The organism is Chryseobacterium luquanense (assembly GCF_026460945.1).
GTDB classification, from domain to species: domain Bacteria; phylum Bacteroidota; class Bacteroidia; order Flavobacteriales; family Weeksellaceae; genus Chryseobacterium; species Chryseobacterium luquanense.
Window position 1 is genome coordinate 120,670 of sequence record NZ_JAOVZV010000016.1, and the last position, 21,016, is coordinate 141,685.

At 31.3% G+C, this 21,016-nt stretch carries 22 protein-coding genes; 1 reads left to right on the forward strand and 21 read right to left on the reverse strand.

From position 1 onward, the window contains the following. Positions 1-2 precede the first annotated feature (2 nt). The 21 genes from OEA66_RS14800 to OEA66_RS14900 form a co-directional block, all read right to left on the reverse strand. A complete protein-coding gene (locus tag OEA66_RS14800) occupies positions 3-905 on the reverse strand; it encodes a glycosyltransferase family 2 protein (RefSeq protein ID WP_267282120.1) in 903 nt (300 codons plus the stop codon). Then, entirely contained in the window at positions 902-2,497 is a 1,596-nt protein-coding gene (locus tag OEA66_RS14805) for a glycosyltransferase family protein (protein WP_267282121.1), read from the reverse strand. Before OEA66_RS14805 ends, OEA66_RS14800 begins: the two co-directional genes overlap by 4 nt. A gap of 5 nt (positions 2,498-2,502) precedes the next feature. Next, entirely contained in the window at positions 2,503-3,288 is a 786-nt protein-coding gene (locus tag OEA66_RS14810; protein ID WP_267282122.1) for a class I SAM-dependent methyltransferase, read from the reverse strand. Between the two features lie 74 nt (positions 3,289-3,362). Continuing rightward, on the reverse strand, positions 3,363-4,283 hold the full coding sequence (locus OEA66_RS14815) for a glycosyltransferase family 2 protein (RefSeq protein ID WP_267282123.1): 921 nt from the start codon (positions 4,281-4,283) through the stop codon (positions 3,363-3,365). 39 nt (positions 4,284-4,322) lie between these two features. Beyond that, positions 4,323-5,243, reverse strand: a complete 921-nt coding sequence (locus tag OEA66_RS14820) for a glycosyltransferase family 2 protein (RefSeq protein ID WP_267282124.1) — start codon at positions 5,241-5,243, stop codon at positions 4,323-4,325. Between the two features lie 8 nt (positions 5,244-5,251). After that, positions 5,252-5,920: an NAD-dependent epimerase/dehydratase family protein gene (locus OEA66_RS14825; protein WP_267282125.1), complete on the reverse strand. Its 669-nt coding sequence runs from the start codon at positions 5,918-5,920 to the stop codon at positions 5,252-5,254. A 17-nt stretch (positions 5,921-5,937) separates the two neighbouring features. Further along, positions 5,938-6,846: a glycosyltransferase gene (locus OEA66_RS14830; RefSeq protein ID WP_267282126.1), complete on the reverse strand. Its 909-nt coding sequence runs from the start codon at positions 6,844-6,846 to the stop codon at positions 5,938-5,940. Further along, positions 6,828-7,688 carry a glycosyltransferase family 2 protein gene (locus tag OEA66_RS14835; RefSeq protein ID WP_267282127.1) on the reverse strand — a complete coding sequence of 287 codons (861 nt, stop codon included), beginning with the start codon at positions 7,686-7,688 and terminating at the stop codon, positions 6,828-6,830. The genes OEA66_RS14830 and OEA66_RS14835 overlap by 19 nt, the downstream gene beginning before the upstream one ends. Positions 7,689-7,835: 147 nt before the next feature. Beyond that, on the reverse strand, positions 7,836-8,651 hold the full coding sequence (locus tag OEA66_RS14840) for a glycosyltransferase family 2 protein (RefSeq protein WP_267282128.1): 816 nt from the start codon (positions 8,649-8,651) through the stop codon (positions 7,836-7,838). Between the two features lie 9 nt (positions 8,652-8,660). After that, positions 8,661-9,533: a glycosyltransferase family 2 protein gene (locus OEA66_RS14845; RefSeq protein ID WP_267282129.1), complete on the reverse strand. Its 873-nt coding sequence runs from the start codon at positions 9,531-9,533 to the stop codon at positions 8,661-8,663. Beyond that, positions 9,530-10,483 carry a glycosyltransferase family 2 protein gene (locus OEA66_RS14850; protein WP_267282130.1) on the reverse strand — a complete coding sequence of 318 codons (954 nt, stop codon included), beginning with the start codon at positions 10,481-10,483 and terminating at the stop codon, positions 9,530-9,532. The genes OEA66_RS14845 and OEA66_RS14850 overlap by 4 nt, the downstream gene beginning before the upstream one ends. Next, complete coding sequence (locus OEA66_RS14855) at positions 10,474-11,571, reverse strand: DegT/DnrJ/EryC1/StrS family aminotransferase (protein ID WP_267282131.1); 1,098 nt, start codon at positions 11,569-11,571, stop codon at positions 10,474-10,476. The genes OEA66_RS14850 and OEA66_RS14855 overlap by 10 nt, the downstream gene beginning before the upstream one ends. Before the next feature lie 39 nt (positions 11,572-11,610). After that, a complete protein-coding gene (locus OEA66_RS14860) occupies positions 11,611-12,513 on the reverse strand; it encodes a glycoside hydrolase family protein (protein WP_267282132.1) in 903 nt (300 codons plus the stop codon). A 46-nt stretch (positions 12,514-12,559) separates the two neighbouring features. Next, the gene (locus OEA66_RS14865) at positions 12,560-13,246 is read right to left on the reverse strand and encodes an acetyltransferase (RefSeq protein ID WP_267282133.1); all 687 of its coding nucleotides are present in this window, start codon (positions 13,244-13,246) and stop codon (positions 12,560-12,562) included. A gap of 2 nt (positions 13,247-13,248) precedes the next feature. Continuing rightward, positions 13,249-14,217 carry a GNAT family N-acetyltransferase gene (locus OEA66_RS14870; protein ID WP_267282134.1) on the reverse strand — a complete coding sequence of 323 codons (969 nt, stop codon included), beginning with the start codon at positions 14,215-14,217 and terminating at the stop codon, positions 13,249-13,251. Positions 14,218-14,231: 14 nt separating this feature from the next. After that, the gene (locus OEA66_RS14875; protein WP_267282135.1) at positions 14,232-14,633 is read right to left on the reverse strand and encodes a sugar 3,4-ketoisomerase; all 402 of its coding nucleotides are present in this window, start codon (positions 14,631-14,633) and stop codon (positions 14,232-14,234) included. After that, entirely contained in the window at positions 14,617-15,885 is a 1,269-nt protein-coding gene (locus OEA66_RS14880) for an ABC transporter ATP-binding protein (protein ID WP_267282136.1), read from the reverse strand. The genes OEA66_RS14875 and OEA66_RS14880 overlap by 17 nt, the downstream gene beginning before the upstream one ends. Before the next feature lie 75 nt (positions 15,886-15,960). Then, on the reverse strand, positions 15,961-16,818 hold the full coding sequence (locus tag OEA66_RS14885; RefSeq protein ID WP_267282137.1) for an ABC transporter permease: 858 nt from the start codon (positions 16,816-16,818) through the stop codon (positions 15,961-15,963). A gap of 172 nt (positions 16,819-16,990) precedes the next feature. Next, positions 16,991-17,854, reverse strand: coding sequence for a glucose-1-phosphate thymidylyltransferase RfbA (gene rfbA, locus OEA66_RS14890; RefSeq protein WP_267282138.1), 864 nt, complete (start codon positions 17,852-17,854; stop codon positions 16,991-16,993). Between the two features lie 11 nt (positions 17,855-17,865). Further along, on the reverse strand, positions 17,866-18,945 hold the full coding sequence (gene rfbB, locus OEA66_RS14895) for a dTDP-glucose 4,6-dehydratase (protein ID WP_267282139.1): 1,080 nt from the start codon (positions 18,943-18,945) through the stop codon (positions 17,866-17,868). A gap of 5 nt (positions 18,946-18,950) precedes the next feature. Then, on the reverse strand, positions 18,951-20,264 hold the full coding sequence (locus OEA66_RS14900) for a UDP-glucose dehydrogenase family protein (protein ID WP_267282140.1): 1,314 nt from the start codon (positions 20,262-20,264) through the stop codon (positions 18,951-18,953). A gap of 277 nt (positions 20,265-20,541) precedes the next feature. On the opposite strand from OEA66_RS14900, the gene rimP reads away from it, so the two are divergent. Continuing rightward, on the forward strand, positions 20,542-21,009 hold the full coding sequence (gene rimP / locus OEA66_RS14905) for a ribosome assembly cofactor RimP (RefSeq protein ID WP_267282141.1): 468 nt from the start codon (positions 20,542-20,544) through the stop codon (positions 21,007-21,009). The last annotated feature ends 7 nt before the right edge of the window (positions 21,010-21,016 follow it).

The following is a 21,016-nucleotide window of genomic DNA, read 5'->3' on the forward strand; positions in this document are numbered from 1 at the left end:
GTTTACGATTTAATTATTTTTTTAATCATTTTTTTTAAACCGATAAAAGTTTTCCAAAAATAAATTTCTCTCGGGATATATACAGCTTTCAATAATGAGGGCAAATTTTTTATAATGCGATTAGATACAAAACTTTTATTAATCGTAATATTTCTATAAATATCAAGATTTTTCTCCATTAAAACTTCTTTATTGCTGCGGCTTTGATATGATGTAGAAGTTGGTAAATAGTGATTTTGGTGTAAAACAATCTCATTATCTATAAACCTTACATTCAATTTTTTTTTATTTATTCTGCAAAGAAATTCGTTGTCATCATAAGCGATTCCTAATGAAAAGAGTTCGTCAAATCCGCCCAATTTTTTTAAATTTTTATTTGTTATTGCAGTACAGAAGTGAAATGGCATCGGTCGGTATTCCGAATGACTATACCACCCATTTCTACCGTCTTTTCCGTGTATAAGAGCATTTGACGAAATTAACTGCTCTATGAAGTGTTTATTTTGAAGTCTGTCATCCAGATTGTCCGTAATTTCTTTATCCAGCGAAAAACATGAAAAACATAAATAATCGGTATCGGTTAAATTCTTTTCGACGTAATCTAATACGTTTCCATAATGCAGACATTCAGGATTCTGAATGATAATTTTATCTCCTTTTGCAGCTTTAAATCCTATATTGAAAGGTACACATGAATTGCTGTACCATTTATTTTTTTTTTCTAATCGAATTATTTTTAAAAATAAATATTCCGCTGTTAAATCCTCCAGCCTTTCATGTTCATCACTACCATCATCAACGGCAATTACTTCAAAAGAACTTTTGTGGTTTTGATTTTTAATACTCTCCAGAGTTCTTATAAACAATTCTCTTCGATTATAGTATGCAGTTACTATTGAAATCATTTTTGTGTTTTTTGAAAATGAGAAGGTAGATAAAGTGTAAATCTTCCGGCTTTTTTAACCTTATATTTTTCGGGATGACTTACGAATTTTAAAGGTACAATTTCTTTTGGACTGAAAGGATAATCGTCACTTTCTATGTAAATAAAATCATCAGGCGTTTTATTCGTTTTTTTAATGATGAAACTTAGATAATCTTTTAATGTAAAATAATAATAAATAGGCGGTGAAGCATCTAAAATATACAAATATCCCATTAAATGATTACTTGAATAAATGACATTTTTTTGATTTTGAAGATAAGGTCGTAGATCTTCAATGTCTTTTTTTCTTCCTTTATCTAAATATAAGTCATACCCATTAATTTGAACTTTTTCTGTTTGTTCTGTAAATACAAAGTCTTTCCAGCCTTTATTGTTTAAAATATCGGGAAATCTAATGACCATTAAACAAATGAAAATAAGATAACCCAGCATCCATAATTTATTTTTATACAGCTTATTGATTACAATAAAAATTAAAAGAAAATAATAAAACTTATAGACATTTAAACGAATGTGAAACCAAATTTGTGAGCCAAATGCGAGACAATATGGTATCAATAAAAGAAGAATAACGAAATATTTAGATTCTTTAGATGTTTCTTTATTTAACATAAATCGAAGAGCCAATAAATGTGTTAATAAAATGAAAAAGAAAATATAGTAGCTCGGGAAAAATATAAAAAGAGAAAGACAAACTATACCGAGAACAGCAATGAATTTATCAAAAATTTCTATTTTTAATTTAATTCTCCAGAATAGTAAGCCAACAATAAATGATGGTAGAATACCATTTAAAAACAAATAAACTGCCCATAAAACCATAAAGGTTTTAGAATGTTGCTTTCTATGGAACGGAAGATATTCTTTCAAAAACTTTAATTGATAAATAAAATTATCAAGTGTGTCTAGAAAGGTAAAGTAAATTATAATTCCGACAGAAAAGCCAATGAAAAAATAAAGAAAATTCGATTTCCACTGTTTTGAGTTTTGGAAAAACAAATAAAGTATTATAGGAATAACTATAATGCTGTGGGAATTTCCGTTAAATAAAACGAAAGAAATTACAAATCCTGCTATTGTAAGAATCCATTTTTTTTGATAAATAAATGACAAAAGAATTAACGAAACTCCACAGTTTACTAGAATGGTATTTCCAATGTACTGATGTAAAATTAAATTACTGATGCTCCAGGTTTCAAATCCTATCAGTATTCCTAAGAAACTTAAAAAAAAGATATTTTTTTTGAAATTAAAATATTTTAAAGTAGAAAAGAACAACAGAAAATTACTCAAAACTAATGTTGTAATCGATATTATTCTGAAAATATATACGTTTGGAGTATAGAGAAATTTAAATATTCTGAAAAAATTTGTTCTGTCGAAGCTTAAGCTTTCTCCCTGATTTTTATAGTAGGAGAGATAGTAAGCTTCATCATTAAAGATAAAGCCTTTATCTAAATTCATATATGTTATACAAGCTACAAATAGAGCTCCGATAAAAAATATAATAGAGTAAAGTGTAGTACCTGAATTTTGTAGTATCTTATTCATCCGGACTATTTTTCGCATTCAAAAATAAAGGCAGAAGCAATATTTTTACTGAGAGGATGTTTTTGTAAAATTACATCTAGAAACTTAATGGGAAATGTAAGACACATTAATACAATTAAAATTAAATTATGCAATGGTTTTATACCAAAAGAAAGCAACATAGCAACCCATTCCTGAAGCAGCCAAAGCATTCCGCCTGTTGGGCTATTAGCGTGGATTTTAATGTTTTTAAAGTCTTTAAACTGCACCTTTATTCCTTCGTACGTAAATCTTTGAAAATCGTAAGGTGAAGCATGAAAACCCTGCATAAATGGGATTTCGCAAAGAAGCTTTCCTCCGGGTTTCAAAACTCTGTAAATTTCTGAAATTACGGCTTGAGGATTCGGAACATGCTCAAGAACAGCAATGTTGATAATTTGATCAACACTATTATCTTTAAAAGGAAGTTGGGTAATATCACAGACAACATCCACTGGTTTGTAGGGGATAAGGTCTACATTTATTATGTCGTCTCTTAAATCTGTGTAACCACTACCAAGATTTAAAATAACTTCATTTTTATTCTTTGTCTTAGATAACAGTCTTTTTAGAAAAAAATATCGGGAAGGGTACTGAGGTGAAATAATGTAAATTAAAAAATCATAAAAAGCTTGAAAATTTTTGAAAAATGTTTTAATCTTATCTAAAGAATCGGAAACTATTTCTTCTTCAAAAGGAGTAAAAACAAATTTTTTGTCTTTATATTCATAAGGACTCTCTGGTTTAAGGATTTTTTTTATATTTTCTTTCATAGTCGTGTAATCTTTCATGGTGCGAATTGGTGTTTGGCAATTCACAGTTTGGCAAAAGTTAATTTGCCAGTTGTTTATATATTAATCGTTTTTTCAATAATTGTGTAGGGGCGATTTCTTACTTCGTTATAAATTCTATAGATATATTCTCCGATTATTCCTAAGGAAATAAGCAAGATTGAGTTAAAAAACATAATCATAATGATGAGCGTTGTATAACCTGCAACATCAATTTTGTTATTAAAGTATCTTATTACCGTAAATATTGTAAAAACACATGAAATGAATAATCCAATATTTCCTAATAAGCTAATAATCTGTAAAGGCAGCGAAGAAAAAGAGAATATGCCATCTTTTGCTATTTTGATAAGCTTTTTCAGTGAATAACCAGACTCTCCTTCAATTCTTCCGCTTCTTTCATATTCCACACCAACCTGCTTGTAGCCTACCCATGCTCTAATTCCTCTGAGGTAAGGATTTTGCTCATTGAGAGAAAGCATTTTATCTTTAATGTTTTTTGTCATTACACAAAAATCACCTGAGTCTAAAGGAATTTTGGTGTCACTTATAGAGTTGAGTAAACGGTAAAAGCTTGTGTAGGCTAATTTTTTTGCTTCACTCTCTTTTCTCTTCTTTCTCACTCCATAGGCTACTTCATACCCATTGTCGAGTTCTTGGAAAAATCGGGGAAGTAGGGAAGGTGGATCCTGTAAATCATCATCAATAATAGCGATGTAATCACCTGTTGAGTAACTTAAACCAGTTTTTACGGCAATCTGATGTCCGAAATTTCTAGATAATTTAACTGCTTTTATATAGCCATAATGGTCAGAAAGTTTTTCTATTACTTCAAAACTGTTATCAGGGCTTCCGTCTTCAACTAAGATTAATTCTAAGTCCCAATTGGAAATGTTTTTCTGGTCATCAACTGCTTTAAGTGTTTTGTCTAGAAATCGTGAAGAATTATAAACTGGGATTACAATCGTGATTTTCACCTTATAATGTTTTTGTGTGAGCCAAAAATACGTAAATTATTAAATATTAAGAAATGTAGAGCTCCGTTGTTTTACTAATAAAGCTATTTCAGACAAAATTTCCTCTTCTTTTTTTATTTTTTTATATTTCTGGAGTAATTTTTTGTATTGTGTGAGGTTTCCTGTAAGAGAATTTTTTACCATGCTTTGCTTTAGTGCTCTTTTCTCTTTTTGTAAAGAATCTGATAGATTAGGATTTATTATTTTAGTTTCTATAGTTAAATCCTGAAACAGATTAGGATCCACCTTACTTAAACTCTGTTTTCCATCATGTACAACTTTGCTCGAGGGAATGAGAAGAAGTTTTTTTTGATGAAAGTGAATTCTGTTTACATATTCATTATCCTCACCATAATGAAAAAAGTAAGGATTAAATCCGCCAACTGTATCTATTGTATTTTTAGGAATAAACCAATGAGCGGCATTCACAAAGCTTATCTCATAATAATCTTTTACAGTCTGAAAATAAAAATCTGAAATTAATCGCGTTTTCTCAAAATTAATGGCAATATATTTATCTAAAAAAATATCCAAAAGTTTCTCAGAACCATCCATCTGCATTGGGCTCATTATACCAATTTCGTTTTTATTTGGATATTCATGATAAACTTTTAATAGCTTATCAATACTATCCGGATAAATCCAGGCATCCTGATTCATCAAATAGAAAAAATCTGCGCCGTTTTTATATGCTGTTTCAATTCCTATATTATTTGCTTTCCCAAAACCCAAATTCTTTTCCGATTGTATGAAAGTAACTTCCGGAAAATTTATTTTTATATATTCCTGAGTGCCATCAGAAGAGCCGTTATCTATCACAATAGTTTGTACACCAACAGTTGATTGCTGTAAACTTTTAAAGCATCTTTCTGCCCATTTCATGGCATTATAAGTGACAATAATGATTTGAATATTGGGCATACTTTTGCTTAATAATATTTTTGAATAAGTTTCTTTAAATATTCATCCGAACTATATTCTGAGAAAAAAACTTTTGTGTGATCATTAAAATCTACTTTGTAGCAATCTCCCAGTTCCGTTTCTTTGTAAACAGCTTTTTTCTCGATACTTTCCTCAATTGAAGATATAATTTCTTTTAAACTGTAATTATATGGAAAAGATAAATTGATGGTCTGATTGGTTAGAGTAGAAGAGTGCTGAGAAAGAAATTCAGAAATATCATCAATATCAATCAGTATTCTAGTCGCTTTGTTGTGTAGTACAAAAGGGGACGCATTATTTATTTGTTCTCTTAGAAAATTAAAAAGAGTGTTGGGATTTCCCCCTTTTCCGACAACATTTCCTATTCTTACAATAAGGTATTTTTTGCAATTGTTCTTTATGAAATTCTCAATATTAAGTTTGTGAATTACGTAAGGGCTGTCTTGTTTTGATTGATCATTTACACTTAAAGTTGAAAAGTAAATAATTTGACGCTCTTTATTTTCTTCAATACTTCTTTGAAGCAAGGAAAACTCTCTTTCAAACTCCGTGAATTTAGTTTCCAGAGAATTAGAAACTCCTGAAGCGAAGAATACAATATCCTCAGAGTCTATGTTTTGTAAAGATTTTGCTATAAGCCCCTTTCCTATAATCATTTGTTATGTCTTCTACTCTAAAAATTTAAAATTTTATAATAATATTTCATTTTCAAATGGGTTATGATATTTTTTGGAAACGAAAGGTTACTAATAAATTGTTTATAATCAGATTTACACTTTTTTTTATAATTACTGTAAAGTTTTGGATTTAGATTTAAACCAACTACTGAATTTTCTACAAACTTAAGTCTTTTGATTTTATCATAAATTTCAGATAAATCATCTTTAGGTTTTTTATTGTTGTTGAAACCGATATTCTGTCCTTCATGAATCCTGTAACTCGATAAAACTTCAGGTATAATCATAAATTTTTCATCATTACATGATTTTAAAACAATTTCATAGTCATGAATAATGGTCGTGTTTATTTTTTTAAGAGGAAAATATTCTTCTTTGGCATTTTTTGTAATGCCTAAGGTCATTCCCGGAAAAACATTTTTTTCAAAAAGTAAATATTCCAGAATCTGCGCATTGTTAAATTGTTTTTTAAAGTTTGGACTTTCCCAAAAAGATGTTTTAATTATTTCACCATTTTCACTTAAGATTTCCAAATCATGACTGAAAACATTTTTTGTTGGATGATTTTTAAATTCATTCAAAACTGTCTCTACTTTATTTTTTAGCCATATATCATCCTGATCTGAAAGAAAAATAAGGTCACCTGTAGTTTTTGAGATGGCTTTTTCAAAATTCTTTACATATCCTAAATTTTGTTCATTCACGATTAACTTAATACGTTCAGGATATTTATCTAAATAACTTTGAATGACTTCCAAGGTTTGATCTGTAGACAAATCATCACAAATTACAATCTCATCCACATAAACAGATTGCAGGAAAATACTGTCTAACTGCTCAGAAAGATATTTTTCACCATTATAAGTGCAAAGTGCTACAGAGATATTTACTTTTTGGGATACCACAGTGACTTAAATTTAAGGTAATATTTTAAAACTTTAGTATTTTGTAGTTGTCTTATATAGGTTTTTTGATTTAGATTTTCATTATTGAGAATGTAATTTTGCATATTGAGACGTTCGAATAACATTTTTTTAATATTGTCTCCAAAAGTATTGAAAATAAATTCGTTAGCTTTTTGACTGTCGTTATATACACTGATGAAATTTTTAGAAATTCCTTTCTGATGTTGGCGGTATAAAACCAAAGCTTCATCTATAAAATAGACTGAAGGAACATTTTTACTAAAGATGCTAATCCAAAATATCCAGTCTTCTTTTGCTTTCAGCTCCTTTTTAAAGGTGATTGTTTTAATTAAATCTCTTTTGAAAAGTATGGTATGAATCGGAATGTTAAAATCAATATCCCATCTTTTTACAATATTTTCAAGGTTGATCTCATACTTTTTAAGGTCTGAAAAAGGTTCAGATATTACGTTATTTGTCAACATTCCAAAATTTGAAATTATCATGTCGTGATTTTCAGAATACGATAAAGATTTATGTAATTTATCTTCACTCATTACATCATCACCATCCAAAAAGAGAATCCAGTTTCCTGATGATTTTTCTAGGCCTAAATTTCTTGCAGCAGATGGCCCCTCATTAGTTTTTTTTAAATATTTGAAGCGTGGGTCTTTATGAGTCCAGTTTTTTGCGATTGCCTCGCTATGATCTGTGCTGCCATCATTGATGATGAAACATTCCCAATCGCTATATGTCTGCTTAAAAACAGATTCTAGACATTCATTAAGATAATTCTCTTGATTATAGCACGGAACGATAATGGAAATAAAAGCCTGAGACATACTGTGTTTTAGAGTAGTAAAGATATTAAAAAATCAGCTATAAAGATATTTTGTTAAGAAGTGTTGATGCAATCAATTTCTGTCGGATTCAGCTTTCTTTATAATTTTAAAAGTTTACTGATTATCCTCTGTAATCTGTTTACATTGTTATTGCGGGATTTTTATCAATCCGAGGGAGTTTAGGAGTTTTACAAGCCTGTATTTTTTCAGATGATTAAATTTATTTTCTGCATTTAAGAGTCTTTTATTTTCGTTCTGTAATGCTGACAATTTCTGCAGATCGTATTTTGCCATTGGAAAATACTCAGAAAACGTAAGTTCTTTTTCGTTATCTATTTTTTCTTGATTTTGCTTAATTGAACTAATGCCGTCAAGATAAAACGTTGAAATTGTTTCATCAATATGTTTAAAACTTGCCTGATGTGTGCATATAGAAATCAAAAACCACTTCCAGTCTGAGACTATTTTAAGATATTCATCATAATTACCCCATTTTTGAAATGCTTCTTTACGGATAAATGTGGCGGGATGAGGAAGGGATTGATCATAGAAGTAAAGTAACGATAACTCTGAAGAATATTTTTTAATGTAAGTGTGCTCATCACTTACCAATTCTAAATTACCATAGATAATGTCTTCTCCTGATAAATGTGCTGCAGCTACAGATAAAGAATTTTCATCGTAGAAATGATCACCGCTGTTGATAAATATTAGATATTCACCTTTTGCCGCAGTAATTCCTTTATTCATCGCATTATAAATCCCTTTGTCAGGTTCACTGACCCAATAAGTGATGTTGTCGGAGTATTTTTCAAGAATATCTTTAGTTCCATCCTGAGAACCGCCATCAATAATGATATATTCAAAATCTGAAAAACTCTGTGAAATCACATTTTTTAGTGTTTTTTCAAGACCTTTTTTATTATTGTAACTGATGGTGATAACGGATATTTTTGGAGTCATGTTAGTATTTTAAAGCATTGTCAATAACTGTTCGATTTGTTTATTTGTAAACTTTTTATAGCTACTGTTTTTAGTCTTAAGCTTCTGAAAAAAACTAGTATGTCTGCCAATTTTTTCTTTAATCTTAAACTTTAGAGTACTGAAATTTCTTACTTCATCTAAATTTTCATTTATCAGTAATTTATAAAGTTCTGATAGTTCTGGATTATAAGATTTATAGATTTTCAAAAGCTCTATCTGTCTTTTGTCCCCGCCCGTTCCAGATTTATGATTATCATGTATTCTATACATAGAAATACATTTAGCTATGGGTTGAAGCTCAAATTTTTGCTGAACTCTTAAAAACCACTCCCAATCAAAACCAAAATGAATTTCTTCGTTTAATTTACCTACTTGTTCCCAAATAGTTTTAGGCCAAAATGAAGATGGTTGGATAATGTAATCCAGTTCATTTAATTTATTATCAACTGTCTTTTTTACAACATCGCTTCCCCAACTCATCACACTATCATCGTTTCTGAAATGAATGCAGTTTCCGTAATACAGTTTTGTAGAATCTTCTGAATATTTTTCAGCTATAAAATTAAGTACATCAGGCATTAAAAGATCATCACTGTTTAGCCACATTAATATATCTCCGGTAGCTTTTTCGAATCCCTGATTAATGGCATCTGCCTGTCCTCTGTCTTTTTTTGATTGCCAATATGCGAGTTTATTCTCATATTTTTTAATAATTTCCGAAGACGTATCAGTGCTTCCACCATCCATTATGATATATTCCAAATTAGGATAATTTTGTCCGAGTACGGAAAGAATTGTAGCCTCAAGAAATTGTGCCTGATTGTAAGAAGGTGTTATGATTGATATTTTTGGCAAATTCATTTGTACATGGTTTTTAAAATTTGTGAAAATCTTTCAATAAGATATCTCTTGTTTTTGGATTGAGAAACCAATAAAAAGTATTTTCTTAATAGATTCCATTTTATTATGTAATTGTAACAATTTATTCCTAATAGTAAATTCATAAGTTTTTTAGTAATCACTAGATTATCTAAAGAATTGTTTTTACTATGATTTAGAAAAGAAAAGATCATATCAAATTGTGAGAAATAAATATTGTGCATATTTTTTTCTTGCCAAAGTTGGCGGGTAATAGAATTTTCGAGCCATCTATAGTATGCACTCACATTGCTGTTACCATAAATTTTATAATTTCTTGCAATGCCCAAGATTAAGTGCCAATCTTCTGAAATATAATTTTTATTAAATTTAAAATTAATTTTTTTTAATAAATCCAATCTAATAGTACAGGATTGAATCCAAAAGCTAAAATTATTGATGCAATGCGCAAAAATATCTCCTTTAGGCAATTCATTGTCATCTGGGAAATAATGTTGATGCTTTTCTTCTTTTAAAAGTTGACTGTCTTTATCTATGGATAGCATTTTTCCATAGTATAATGCATATTCGTCCCCTAATTTTTCTAAGTGATCTACTTGTTTTATTAATTTATCATCGCTCCACAAATCATCAGAAATAAAAGTTAAATATTTACCAGTTGATTTATCTAAAATTTCATTCAAACCAGCGTGAACACCCTCATTTTTCTGTCTGAAATTTACATAAGTTTTATAGCCTAAATCTTGATTTTGGTTTAGCCACTCCTTAATATGTGAGACAGAAACCTCATCAGTAGAGCAATCATCAATGATTATAAGTTCAACATTCGGATAATTCTGCCTTTTGACACAGTCAAGAGATTCTACGACATATTTTCCTGTATTGTAACATAAAAGACCAATGGAAACTAAAGGAGCATCACTTACTGCCATTCATTTACTGTTTTGATGACGTAATCTATTTCCCCCTCTGTCATTACAGGACTTATAGGCAAACTGATTATTTCTTTATGAATATGTTCTGTAATGGGAAAGCTTAGGTGATTTAATTCTTTATACGCTTGTTGTTTATGTGGAGGAATCGGGTAATGTATTAGAGATTGTATTTCATTTTCAGAAAGATGTTTCTGGAATTTTTCTCTTTCAGTTGTCCTCACAGCAAAAACATGCCATACATGCTCATTTTTAGGGTTTTCTGGCAAGATAATTTTTGAATTTTTGATTCCGGAAATGTATTTTTCTGCAATTTGTCTTCTTATATCATTATCAGCGTCAAGATACTGTAGTTTTACATCTAACACTGCGGCTTGTATTTCGTCTAAACGAGAGTTTAGTCCTTTAAATTGATTGACATATTTTTCTTCAGAACCATAATTTGCTAATGCCCGAATCGTTTTTGCTAATAAAGCATCGTTTGTAGAAACAGCACCTCCATCACCAAGAGCGCCTAAATTTTTACCCGGATAAAAACTGAATCCCGCTGCATCAGCCAAATTTCCAGTCTTTGTTCCATTATATTTTGCTCCTATCGCTTGAGCATTGTCTTCTATTAATTTTAGATTGTACTTTTTTGCGATCTTTTGTAAATCATTAGAAAATACAACTCGACCGTATAAATGAACAATTAATACTGCTTTGGTTTTCGGTGTAATTGCTTCTTCTATTTTCGAAATATCAATGTTGTAGGTATTAATTTCCGGTTCTACTAAAACAGGTACAAGCTTGTTGTCTGTAATTGCCAATATGCTTGCAATGTAAGTATTGGCTGGAACTATAATTTCATCACCTTCCTGGATAATTCCTAATTCAATATAGGCTTTCAGGATCAGACGAAGTGCATCTAAACCATTTGCAACGCCAATTACTTCTTTGCAACCAATGTATTGACTGAGATTTTTCTCAAATATTTTATTTTCTTCTCCTAGAAGATACCAACCTCTTGATAAAACCTGATGAATACGATTTTTAATCTGATCATCGTGTCTTAAATTGATTTTTTGAAGGTCTAAAAATTTAATCATATTTAAAATATATTCAATATAGAAACCACTTTTGTAACATCAAATTTCTTTGCATATTATAAAGCCATACTTGCCATAATCGTTACCGTTATAAAGTAAATATTTTGTCTCATTTACTTCAAAAACAGCAGGATATGCTTGCATTTTATCATCATTCATATCACTACCTTTTGGAATAATTCTTTCTCGATTTCTTTGCCAATTCTCTAAATCCTTAGAGACCGCCGAAGTTAACCAATATGGATTTTCTTCGGTACCATAACCAAAATACATTTCATATAGGTTCTTATTTTTAAACACATAAGGTCTCCCTAAACGATGTTCATTTTTTTCACATTTAAGGAGTATATTTCCTGATTTGGGAAATTCGTCATGGTTCTGAGATTTTAAATGTCTGATATCATATTTTGGTAATGTTTTGTCTTTACCAGAATCAAAATCAGACCCACCTCCATAAAAAGCATGAAATTCATTATTAATTTCTAATACAGAGTGAGCAACTCTAAAGAGTTGTTCATCTTGAGTACGGTCTAAAACTGGTACGTTGAAGCATCTGGTAAAAGTCTTGCCAAAATCATCACTTACTGCAAGTCCTCCGAATACTAAAAATCGTACATTTTTTGGGATTTGATATCCTGCATAATAAAGGTATATCTTATCTTTTAAACTTAAAACTGCACTTGGAACAACTCCATTGTCATCAAAACATCCAGGAGTACCGATATCTAATACAGGATTATCGCTAACTCTCAAAATATTTGATGGGTCATTTATATCCAAATCTACAAAGCCGACTCTTGAGATACCCGAAGCATCTCGAAAGCCACAGAAAACTCTAATTTCATTTTGTAAAACAATTGGAGTAGGTTGCAAAGCTGAATGTTGAAACCAATTTTTAGTATACTTTTGTGCATCAAAAGCACCAATCTTTTCCCAATTCATAAAAGTACTTATTTAATTAAAAGTAATTTATTAATGCTTCTAAACATTATAAATATTCTTCAGAAACTTGAAAAGCTTCATAGCTTGTCTTGGAACTTGGTCTTGCAGGAGAACCTACTAACAGTTTACCGTCTTCAGAGTTTTTCACAATGAGAGATCCACTACCCACAATATTGTCTTTTCCTAATGTTATATTGTCATTAAAAGTACTGTTAACTCCCAAGAAAGAGCTTTCTCCTATAACGCAAAAACCAGAAATTACAACATGCGAAGAAATATAAACATGATCTTGAATTTCGGTTCTGTGACCAATATGATTACCTGACCATAAAATGATATTGTCTCCTAGTTTTACATGATGTTGAATCACATTGTTTTCAAAAATAAACACGTTTTCTCCAACCTGTACATTTCTCCAAACAAAAGCTTTACTACTGATGTAGCTTGCGCAGGTGTATCCTTTTGCTTTTGCCTCAAGAAACATTTTTTTCCTGACTCTGTTTAGCTGAACATAAGAAACAGCAACATATACATCTACTTCACTGGGTGGAAATAAATTCTCTAATTCTTCAAAAGGATAAACAGGAAGTCCATATGGATTATTTTCTGTAAGAAATTCTTTATTTACACTAAATCCGATTACTTCGTAAGGAGAATCGTAGGTGAAATATTCGTAAGCGATTTCGGCAGTTTCACCCAATCCTACAATAATTAGTTTTTTTTGTTTTTCCATATTTAATGTAATTTTTTGTATAAAGTTTCTCTTAATACTCCTCTTCCTCCAAAGCTTTCTTTAAAATGGAAAAGCCCTTCGTTGATAAATCTACCCTCATCTTCATTCGCAGTTCCCAAATTGAAGAAATTGAAACCTTCTAGTTTCCCCCAATCAATAATATAATCAATAATGGCATTAATTGGCCTGAACTCTTGGTAGTCATTATCTTGTGCAATATACTGTGCGTGAATACTTTTGTTTAATACAAAGATGACGCAACCTGCAATCAAAACATTTTCGTGATAAGCACCAAATAGTTTAATTTTTTCTTTCCCAACATTTTTGCGAAGATTTAATATAGTCTCAATAGAATGTGTAGGCTGTTTTTTATATTTTTCAAAGAGATTTTTCGACAAAATATCCCAATATCCTTCGAAATTCTCCGTTTCTTGTACCTGTACATTTTTCCACGCTTTTACAGTGTTGTATTTAGTGCCCTTATCGTACTGTTTTTTTATAACATCAATAGAAGGTCTTAGGTTTATATATGTTTCTAGCTCTCTATATTTAATTTCAAAACCATAATACCACATTGCATAATCTGTTTCTTCACTAATGGTTTCGTAAAATATTTTGAATGGATTTCTAACAATAATTTCGTCTGCCAATTCTTCTTTGGCAACATTAAGTGTTAAATCTAAAAGATCCAAAGCGTCTTTAACTCCAATGTTTTTTGATATAATAAAACCACCATATGTACTTCTTGCATGAGAATTTATAATTTTTTTTCCATTCTTAATAAAAATAATTGCAGGAAGTACCGCCACAATTTTATTTTTTTTCATAAAAAGCAGCGAAAAATCATCTTTTATATTTTGCTCATTATGATCATAGAAAGCTCTAGAATGCAAAAAATTACCATTAATAGAGGTGGTAATAAATTCTTCCCAGTCTTTTCGGAATTCTTCAGTATATTTTATAACTTCCAAAACTTTTGCTGATATTATTTTTTGAACAAGCTATAATCTCTTATATAATCACTTTCATCGTATTCCATGCTTGCAATACACATTTGAACAGCATTGTGGCTGTATTTCATTGTTCGCCAACATTGCTTTGGTATATAAACCCCTTTGTCCGGAGAATCTAAGATAAACTCAAATAATTCTCCATCATTTGTTTCAATATTCAAAGTTATTTTCCCTGCCATTGCAATAAGCACTTGCTCCAAATTGTGATGAGAATGAAAACCTCTTACAACATCTTCGGGTGTAAAGTACGTCCAATATATTCTTTTAGGAACAAAAGGAAGTTTTTCTTTTTCAGCAATTGAAATATAGCCAGTAGAACGGTCTCCTGTTCTGGAAAAATCAATGAGTGTTGGTTTTTTATAATTGTGGCTCATAGTTAATTTGAAAATTTAGGTTTGGTCTTATAATTCCAGGTAATATAGAGCTGTTTGATGATGAACTTTCATTCATAATTTCAAAACTGCAAATTTGTTCATTTATATAGAGAGCATACCTTTGATTCTCGCCAAAGATTACTTTAAAATAATAATTACCAGCATTCAAAAGTCCGCTAGGAATGGCAAAGTCCAAGGTGTAAATTCCTTTTTTTGAGTCTTTGTTTTCGCTAAGAATGCAGCCAGTGTGAAAAACAGGGATTTCTTCAAATGTTAAAAGTTCTATAGTACAATCTAAATTTATATTTTCTCGAACATTGTAGAATACAATTTTTCCTACAATTTCAGAAGAAATAGTAACTAACTCAGTATTTTTAGATTTAATTGAAAATTCTAAAATTTTAATATTTTCGTTCCCGATGCTCTCACTAATATTGCCGGAAGAGTGATAATTTTGGATAAGATTAGAGTTTTTCTGATAATCGTTCACCACTTCTATAATATTTCCAGTGGAGACAACACTACCTTTGTCTAATAGAATTCCGTTGTTGCAAAGACTTTTCACAGCCGCCATATTATGACTCACAAACAGAATTGTTCTTCCTTCTCCTTTTGTAACATCACCCATTTTTCCTAAACATTTTTTTTGAAAATCTGCATCTCCTACTGCTAAAACCTCATCAACAATAAGAATTTCAGATTCCAGATGAGCTGCAACGGCAAATGCTAAACGCACATACATTCCAGAAGAATATCTTTTTACCGGAGTGTCTATATATCTTTCAACTCCGGAGAAATCTACGATCTCATCAAATTTTCTTGTGATTTCTTTTTTAGTCATTCCTAAAATTGCACCATTAAGAAAAATGTTTTCACGACCTGTCATTTCAGGGTGAAAACCGGTTCCTACTTCCAAAAGTGAAGCAATTCTGCCATTGGTATAGATTTTTCCTGTAGTAGGTTTTGTAACCTTACTGAGAAGTTTTAAAAGAGTAGATTTTCCGGCGCCGTTTCTTCCAATAATTCCAACGGCATCACCTTGTTCGATTTCAAAATTGATATCCTGTAGTGACCACACATATTCTGAGCTGCCTTTGGTACTTCTATCATTAGACTCTCCAATTTTTAGGTAAGGATCTTCTTTTCCTCTTACTTTATGCCAAAATCTGTTGAGATCATGAGTTAATGTCCCTGTTCCTACCTGTCCGAGTCGGTATTGTTTTGATATGTTTTCTGCCTTTAGTGCAAGCATGTGTTTTAATTTAATATAAATTTTTAATCAACTATTTGTAAGTGTTATTCATTAATAATCATCATTATAACTCTCTTAAACAGTGTCTATGAAGGATTTTTCAGATTTATTGAAAATCACAATTCCGATTAATAATACAGCGATAATAAATATAAAACTAAATAAAAGTCTCGTAATATTAAAATCTCCGGAACCAATGAATCCATATTTAAAGCATTCGAAAATTGGTGTTAAAGGATTCAAATCTGCCAAAAAACCGTAGCTTCCTAATTGTCTTTTTACTAAAGAAGTAGGTAAAATAACGGGTGTAAACCACATAAATAAACTCACCCCAAATCCTAATAATAAAGATAAATCTCTGTATTTTGTAGTAAGTGATGAAAATATCATTCCTAATCCTAAAGAAAATAAAGCTAGAAAAATAATTAAAACAGGAAAGAAAAATGCCCAGGAATTGGGTTGTACTTCACCTTTGGTAATGTAATATGCCAAAACAATCCAAAATAGCAGTAGTTGTATGGCAAGTCGCATAAAACTTGATATAATTGTAGAAATCGGAGTTACTAGTCTTGGGAAATATACTTTTCCGAACATTCCCGCGTTTCCTGTGAAAACATTCGATACACTAAGCATAGTGGTGCTGAAATACCCCCAAAGCGTGTTTCCTGCCAAATAGAAAAGGATAGGAGGAATGCCGTCTGTTGGCAAATTAGCAATGTTTCCAAAAACAAGTGTAAAAACTACAGTAGTAAAAATAGGATTGATGAAAAACCAAAGCGGGCCTAAAATGGTTTGTTTAAAAGACGAAATGAAATCTCTCTTTACAAACATTAATACCAAATCGCGGTATTGCCATACTTCTTTTAAATTGAGTTGAAATAAAGAGTGATGAGACTCAATAGTTTCTGTCCACTTCTGTTGTGGTTCATTCATTTGTGGGAATTTTTACAAATTTAAAATAATTAATCGATTTATGGTTTACTGAATCGTGAAATCTTCTTCATATTCAGGTAAATGCATAGTAAATATAACAATATTTATTTTTTCGAACAAAAAAGCTACTGACTTTAGTCAATAGCTTGGTTATTTTGGTAAATAATTTATATTATTTAATGACAAGTTTCTTCAAATATTCCCCATATCCACTTTTGCCATATTTTGTAGCTGTCTCAAGAAGTTTTTCTTCATTGATAAATCCGTTTCTAAAAGCGATTTCTTCAATGCATCCGATTTTAAAGCCCTGTCTTTTTTCGATGACGCTTACAAATTCTGAAGCATCATTTAAAGAGTCAAAAGTTCCGGTGTCTAGCCATGCTGTTCCTCTGTCTAATACACCAACTTCCAGTTTTCCTTTGCTTAAATAAACATTATTCACATCGGTGATTTCCAGCTCACCTCTCGGAGAAGGCTGGATGTTTTTGGCAATTTCCACGACTTCATTATCATAAAAATATAATCCCGGAACTGCATAATTTGATTTTGGATGTAAAGGCTTTTCTTCTATCGAAACAGCTTTAAAATCATCATTAAATTCTACAACGCCATACCTTTCAGGATCTGATACATGATAAGCGAAAACAACACCGCCATCAGGATTGGTCTTATTCTTCAATAAAGTTCCCATTTCTGAACCGTAAAAAATATTATCTCCTAAGACCAAAGCCGCGGAATCATTTCCAATAAACTGATCTCCCAAAATAAAAGCCTGTGCTAATCCGTCCGGACTTGGCTGTACTACATATTCAATATTACAACCGATTTGTGAGCCGTCTCCTAAAAGCTTGATAAATCCTGCCTGATCATGCGGAGTGGTGATAATTAAAATATCTTTAATTCCCGCTAAAAGTAAAGTAGATAGAGGGTAATAAATCATCGGTTTGTCGTAAACAGGCATTAATTGCTTACTTACGGCAATGGTAAGAGGGTAAAGTCTAGTTCCGGAACCTCCGGCTAATATAATTCCTTTCATCTTATGTGTTATTAATTATATTGCTTTTCGTAGTATTTCTGATAATCTCCGCTCGTCACATTTTCCAGCCATTCTTTATTGTCTAAGAACCAATCAATTGTTTTTCCTAATCCTTGTTCGAATGTTACAGAAGGTTTCCAGCCCAGTTCAGAATTTAATTTTGTTGCGTCGATTGCGTAACGTTTGTCGTGACCCGGTCTGTCTTTTACATAAGTAATTAATTTTTCAGAATGTCCTGTAGGATTTCCTAGCTTTTCATCCATTTGCTTAATTAATTCTTTTACCAAATCAATATTTTGCCATTCGTTGAAACCGCCAATATTGTAAGTTTCTCCTGTTTTAGCATCATTAAAGATTTGGTGGATTGCCTTTGCATGGTCAATTACAAATAACCAATCTCTTGTATATTTTCCGTCACCATAAATTGGTAAAGGCTTTTCGTTAATAATATTTGAAATACAAAGTGGAATCAATTTTTCAGGAAAATGATTCGGACCATAATTATTCGAACAATTAGAAACAATAAACGGCATTCCATAAGTATTCCCGTAAGCTCTTACCAAGTGGTCTGAAGCTGCTTTTGAGGCAGAATATGGAGATTGCGGATCATAAGAAGTAGTTTCAAGGAAAAATCCTGTTTCGCCCAGACTTCCGTAAACTTCATCTGTAGAGACATGATAAAAAAGATGGGTTCTTTTTTCGTTTGGAAATCTTCCGTGGGTGTGATCTTCGTTTAAAGTCCAGAATTCTTTACAAAGATTCAGAAGATTAGCCGTTCCGTTTACGTTTGTGTTGATAAATGCCATCGGATCTGTGATGCTTCGGTCTACATGACTTTCTGCAGCCAAATGAATTACTGCATCAGGGTTATATTTTTCAAAAACCTTTCTTAGTTCTTCAGGTTTTGTGATGTCTGCTTTTTCGAAAACATAGTTAGGCTCATTTTCAATATCCTTTAAGTTTTCAAGATTTCCGGCGTACGTTAAAGCATCAAGATTAATGATGGTAGACTTGGGATTATTTTTTACAAATTCTCTTACAACGTGTGAACCGATAAATCCCGCTCCGCCTGTAATGATGATGTTTTTCATCTTAATTAATTTAAAATTGTTTTACGGCCTATACTTTTATAATAGAATCCGTTTTGCTCAGCGACTTCCAAAGGATACATATTTCTTCCATCAAAAATGACCTTATTATTCATCTTTTTAGCCATTAAGTCAAAGTTGGGGTTTTTAAATTCCGGCCATTCTGTAGCGATGAATAATGCGTCTGATCCTTCTAGTGCGTCATACATTGTATTAGCATAAGATATTTTGTCGCCTAATAATTTTCTTACATTTTCTTCAGCGATGAGGTCGTAAGCAATAATTTTTGCGCCTTTTTGAAGAAGCAATTCGATGTTATCTAAAGAAGATGCTTCTCTGATATCATCGGTGTTGGCTTTGAAAGCTAATCCCCACATTGCAATAGTTTTTCCTTCAAGATTTCCTCCGAAATATTTTTCAATTTCTGAAACTAAAATTACTTTTTGCGAAATATTTACTTTTTCAGTAGCTTCTAAAATCTGAAAATTAAAATCATCATTTTTTCCTGATTTAATTAAAGCTTTTACATCTTTTGGGAAACAGCTTCCGCCATATCCGATCCCGGGAAACAAGAATCTATGACCGATTCTGTCATCGCTTCCCATTCCTAATCTTACTTTGTCTACATCGGCGCCAACTTTTTCACAATAATTGGCAATTTCATTCATAAAAGTAATTTTTACCGCTAAAAATGAGTTGGAAGCATATTTTGTAAGTTCGGATGATTTTTCATCCATCGATATAATAGGAATTCCGGTATTGGTAAATGGCTGATAAATTTTAGCCATAATGCTTTTTGCTTTGTCTGAACTTGAGCCTACAACCACTCTTGCAGGATTCATCGAGTCTTCTACAGCAAAACCTTCTCTTAAAAATTCGGGATTTGAAACAACATCAAAATCAATCTTTGTTTTCGCTGCAATAGTTTCTCTTACTTTGTCGGCTGTTCCTACAGGAACCGTGCTTTTATTAACGATAACTTTATATTCCGTCATCATTTCGCCAATATCATTGGCTACTTTTAATACGTAAGAAAGATCTGCAGAGCCGTCTTCTCCAGGTGGAGTAGGTAGTGCAAGGTAAATGACCTCGCTTTTATCTAAAGCTTCTTTTAAATTGGTGGTGAAAAATAATCTTTCTGCCTGAATATTTCTCAGGAACATTTCTTCAAGATTCGGCTCGTAAATAGGTACGATACCGTTTTTCATTCCTTCTACTTTTTTTTCATCGATGTCAACACAATAAACCGAATTGCCAAGTTCTGCAAGGGTAGTTCCTGTAACCAAACCTACATAGCCTGTTCCTACTATTGTTATATTCAAAATGTATGTTTTTATAAAATTCCTGACAAAAATACTAAAAATTGTTTCACAGTCTTTTTTTAAATGAATAATAACTTATTAAATATCACTAATTAAATGATATATTGCTTTAGGATTATCATATTTTTTAAATTTTGATAAATTCTTATTCAGTTGATTATGAAGTCTGTTTGTGTGTTTTATAAAATTGTCATATATTTGCATAAGATTTACGGAAAAAATGAGAAGGCTTCGAAGAGAAAGCCTTTTTTCGTACTGGTAAATCAGCATTAATAATATGGAGTTTAGAAAAAATATTGAAACATTATTGAATGATTTTCTTCAGACGAGAGAAGATTTATTCTTAATTGATTTGAAGTTTTCTGCCGGCGACGATATTACCGTAATCTTGGATGGTGACAATGGTGTTACTGTGCAAGATTGTTTGGATGCAAGCCGAGCAATAGAGTTTAATATGGATCGTGAAGAGCACGATTTCAGCCTTCAGGTAATGTCTGCAGGATTAAGCGAGCCGCTTGCCATTCCCAGACAGTTTGATAAAAATATCGGAAGAGAAATTGAGGTTTTGTTGAGCGATTCTTCAAAAATCGAAGGAGAACTTGCAAAAGTAGACGAAGAAAAAATTACTCTTGTACTGCGTTACCGCAAACCGAAAGAAGTAGGTAAAGGTAAAGTAGATGTAGAGGAGGAAAAAGAAATTCCTTACTCTGAGATAAAGAAAGCATTGGTAGTACTTAAATTTTAAAAGAAAA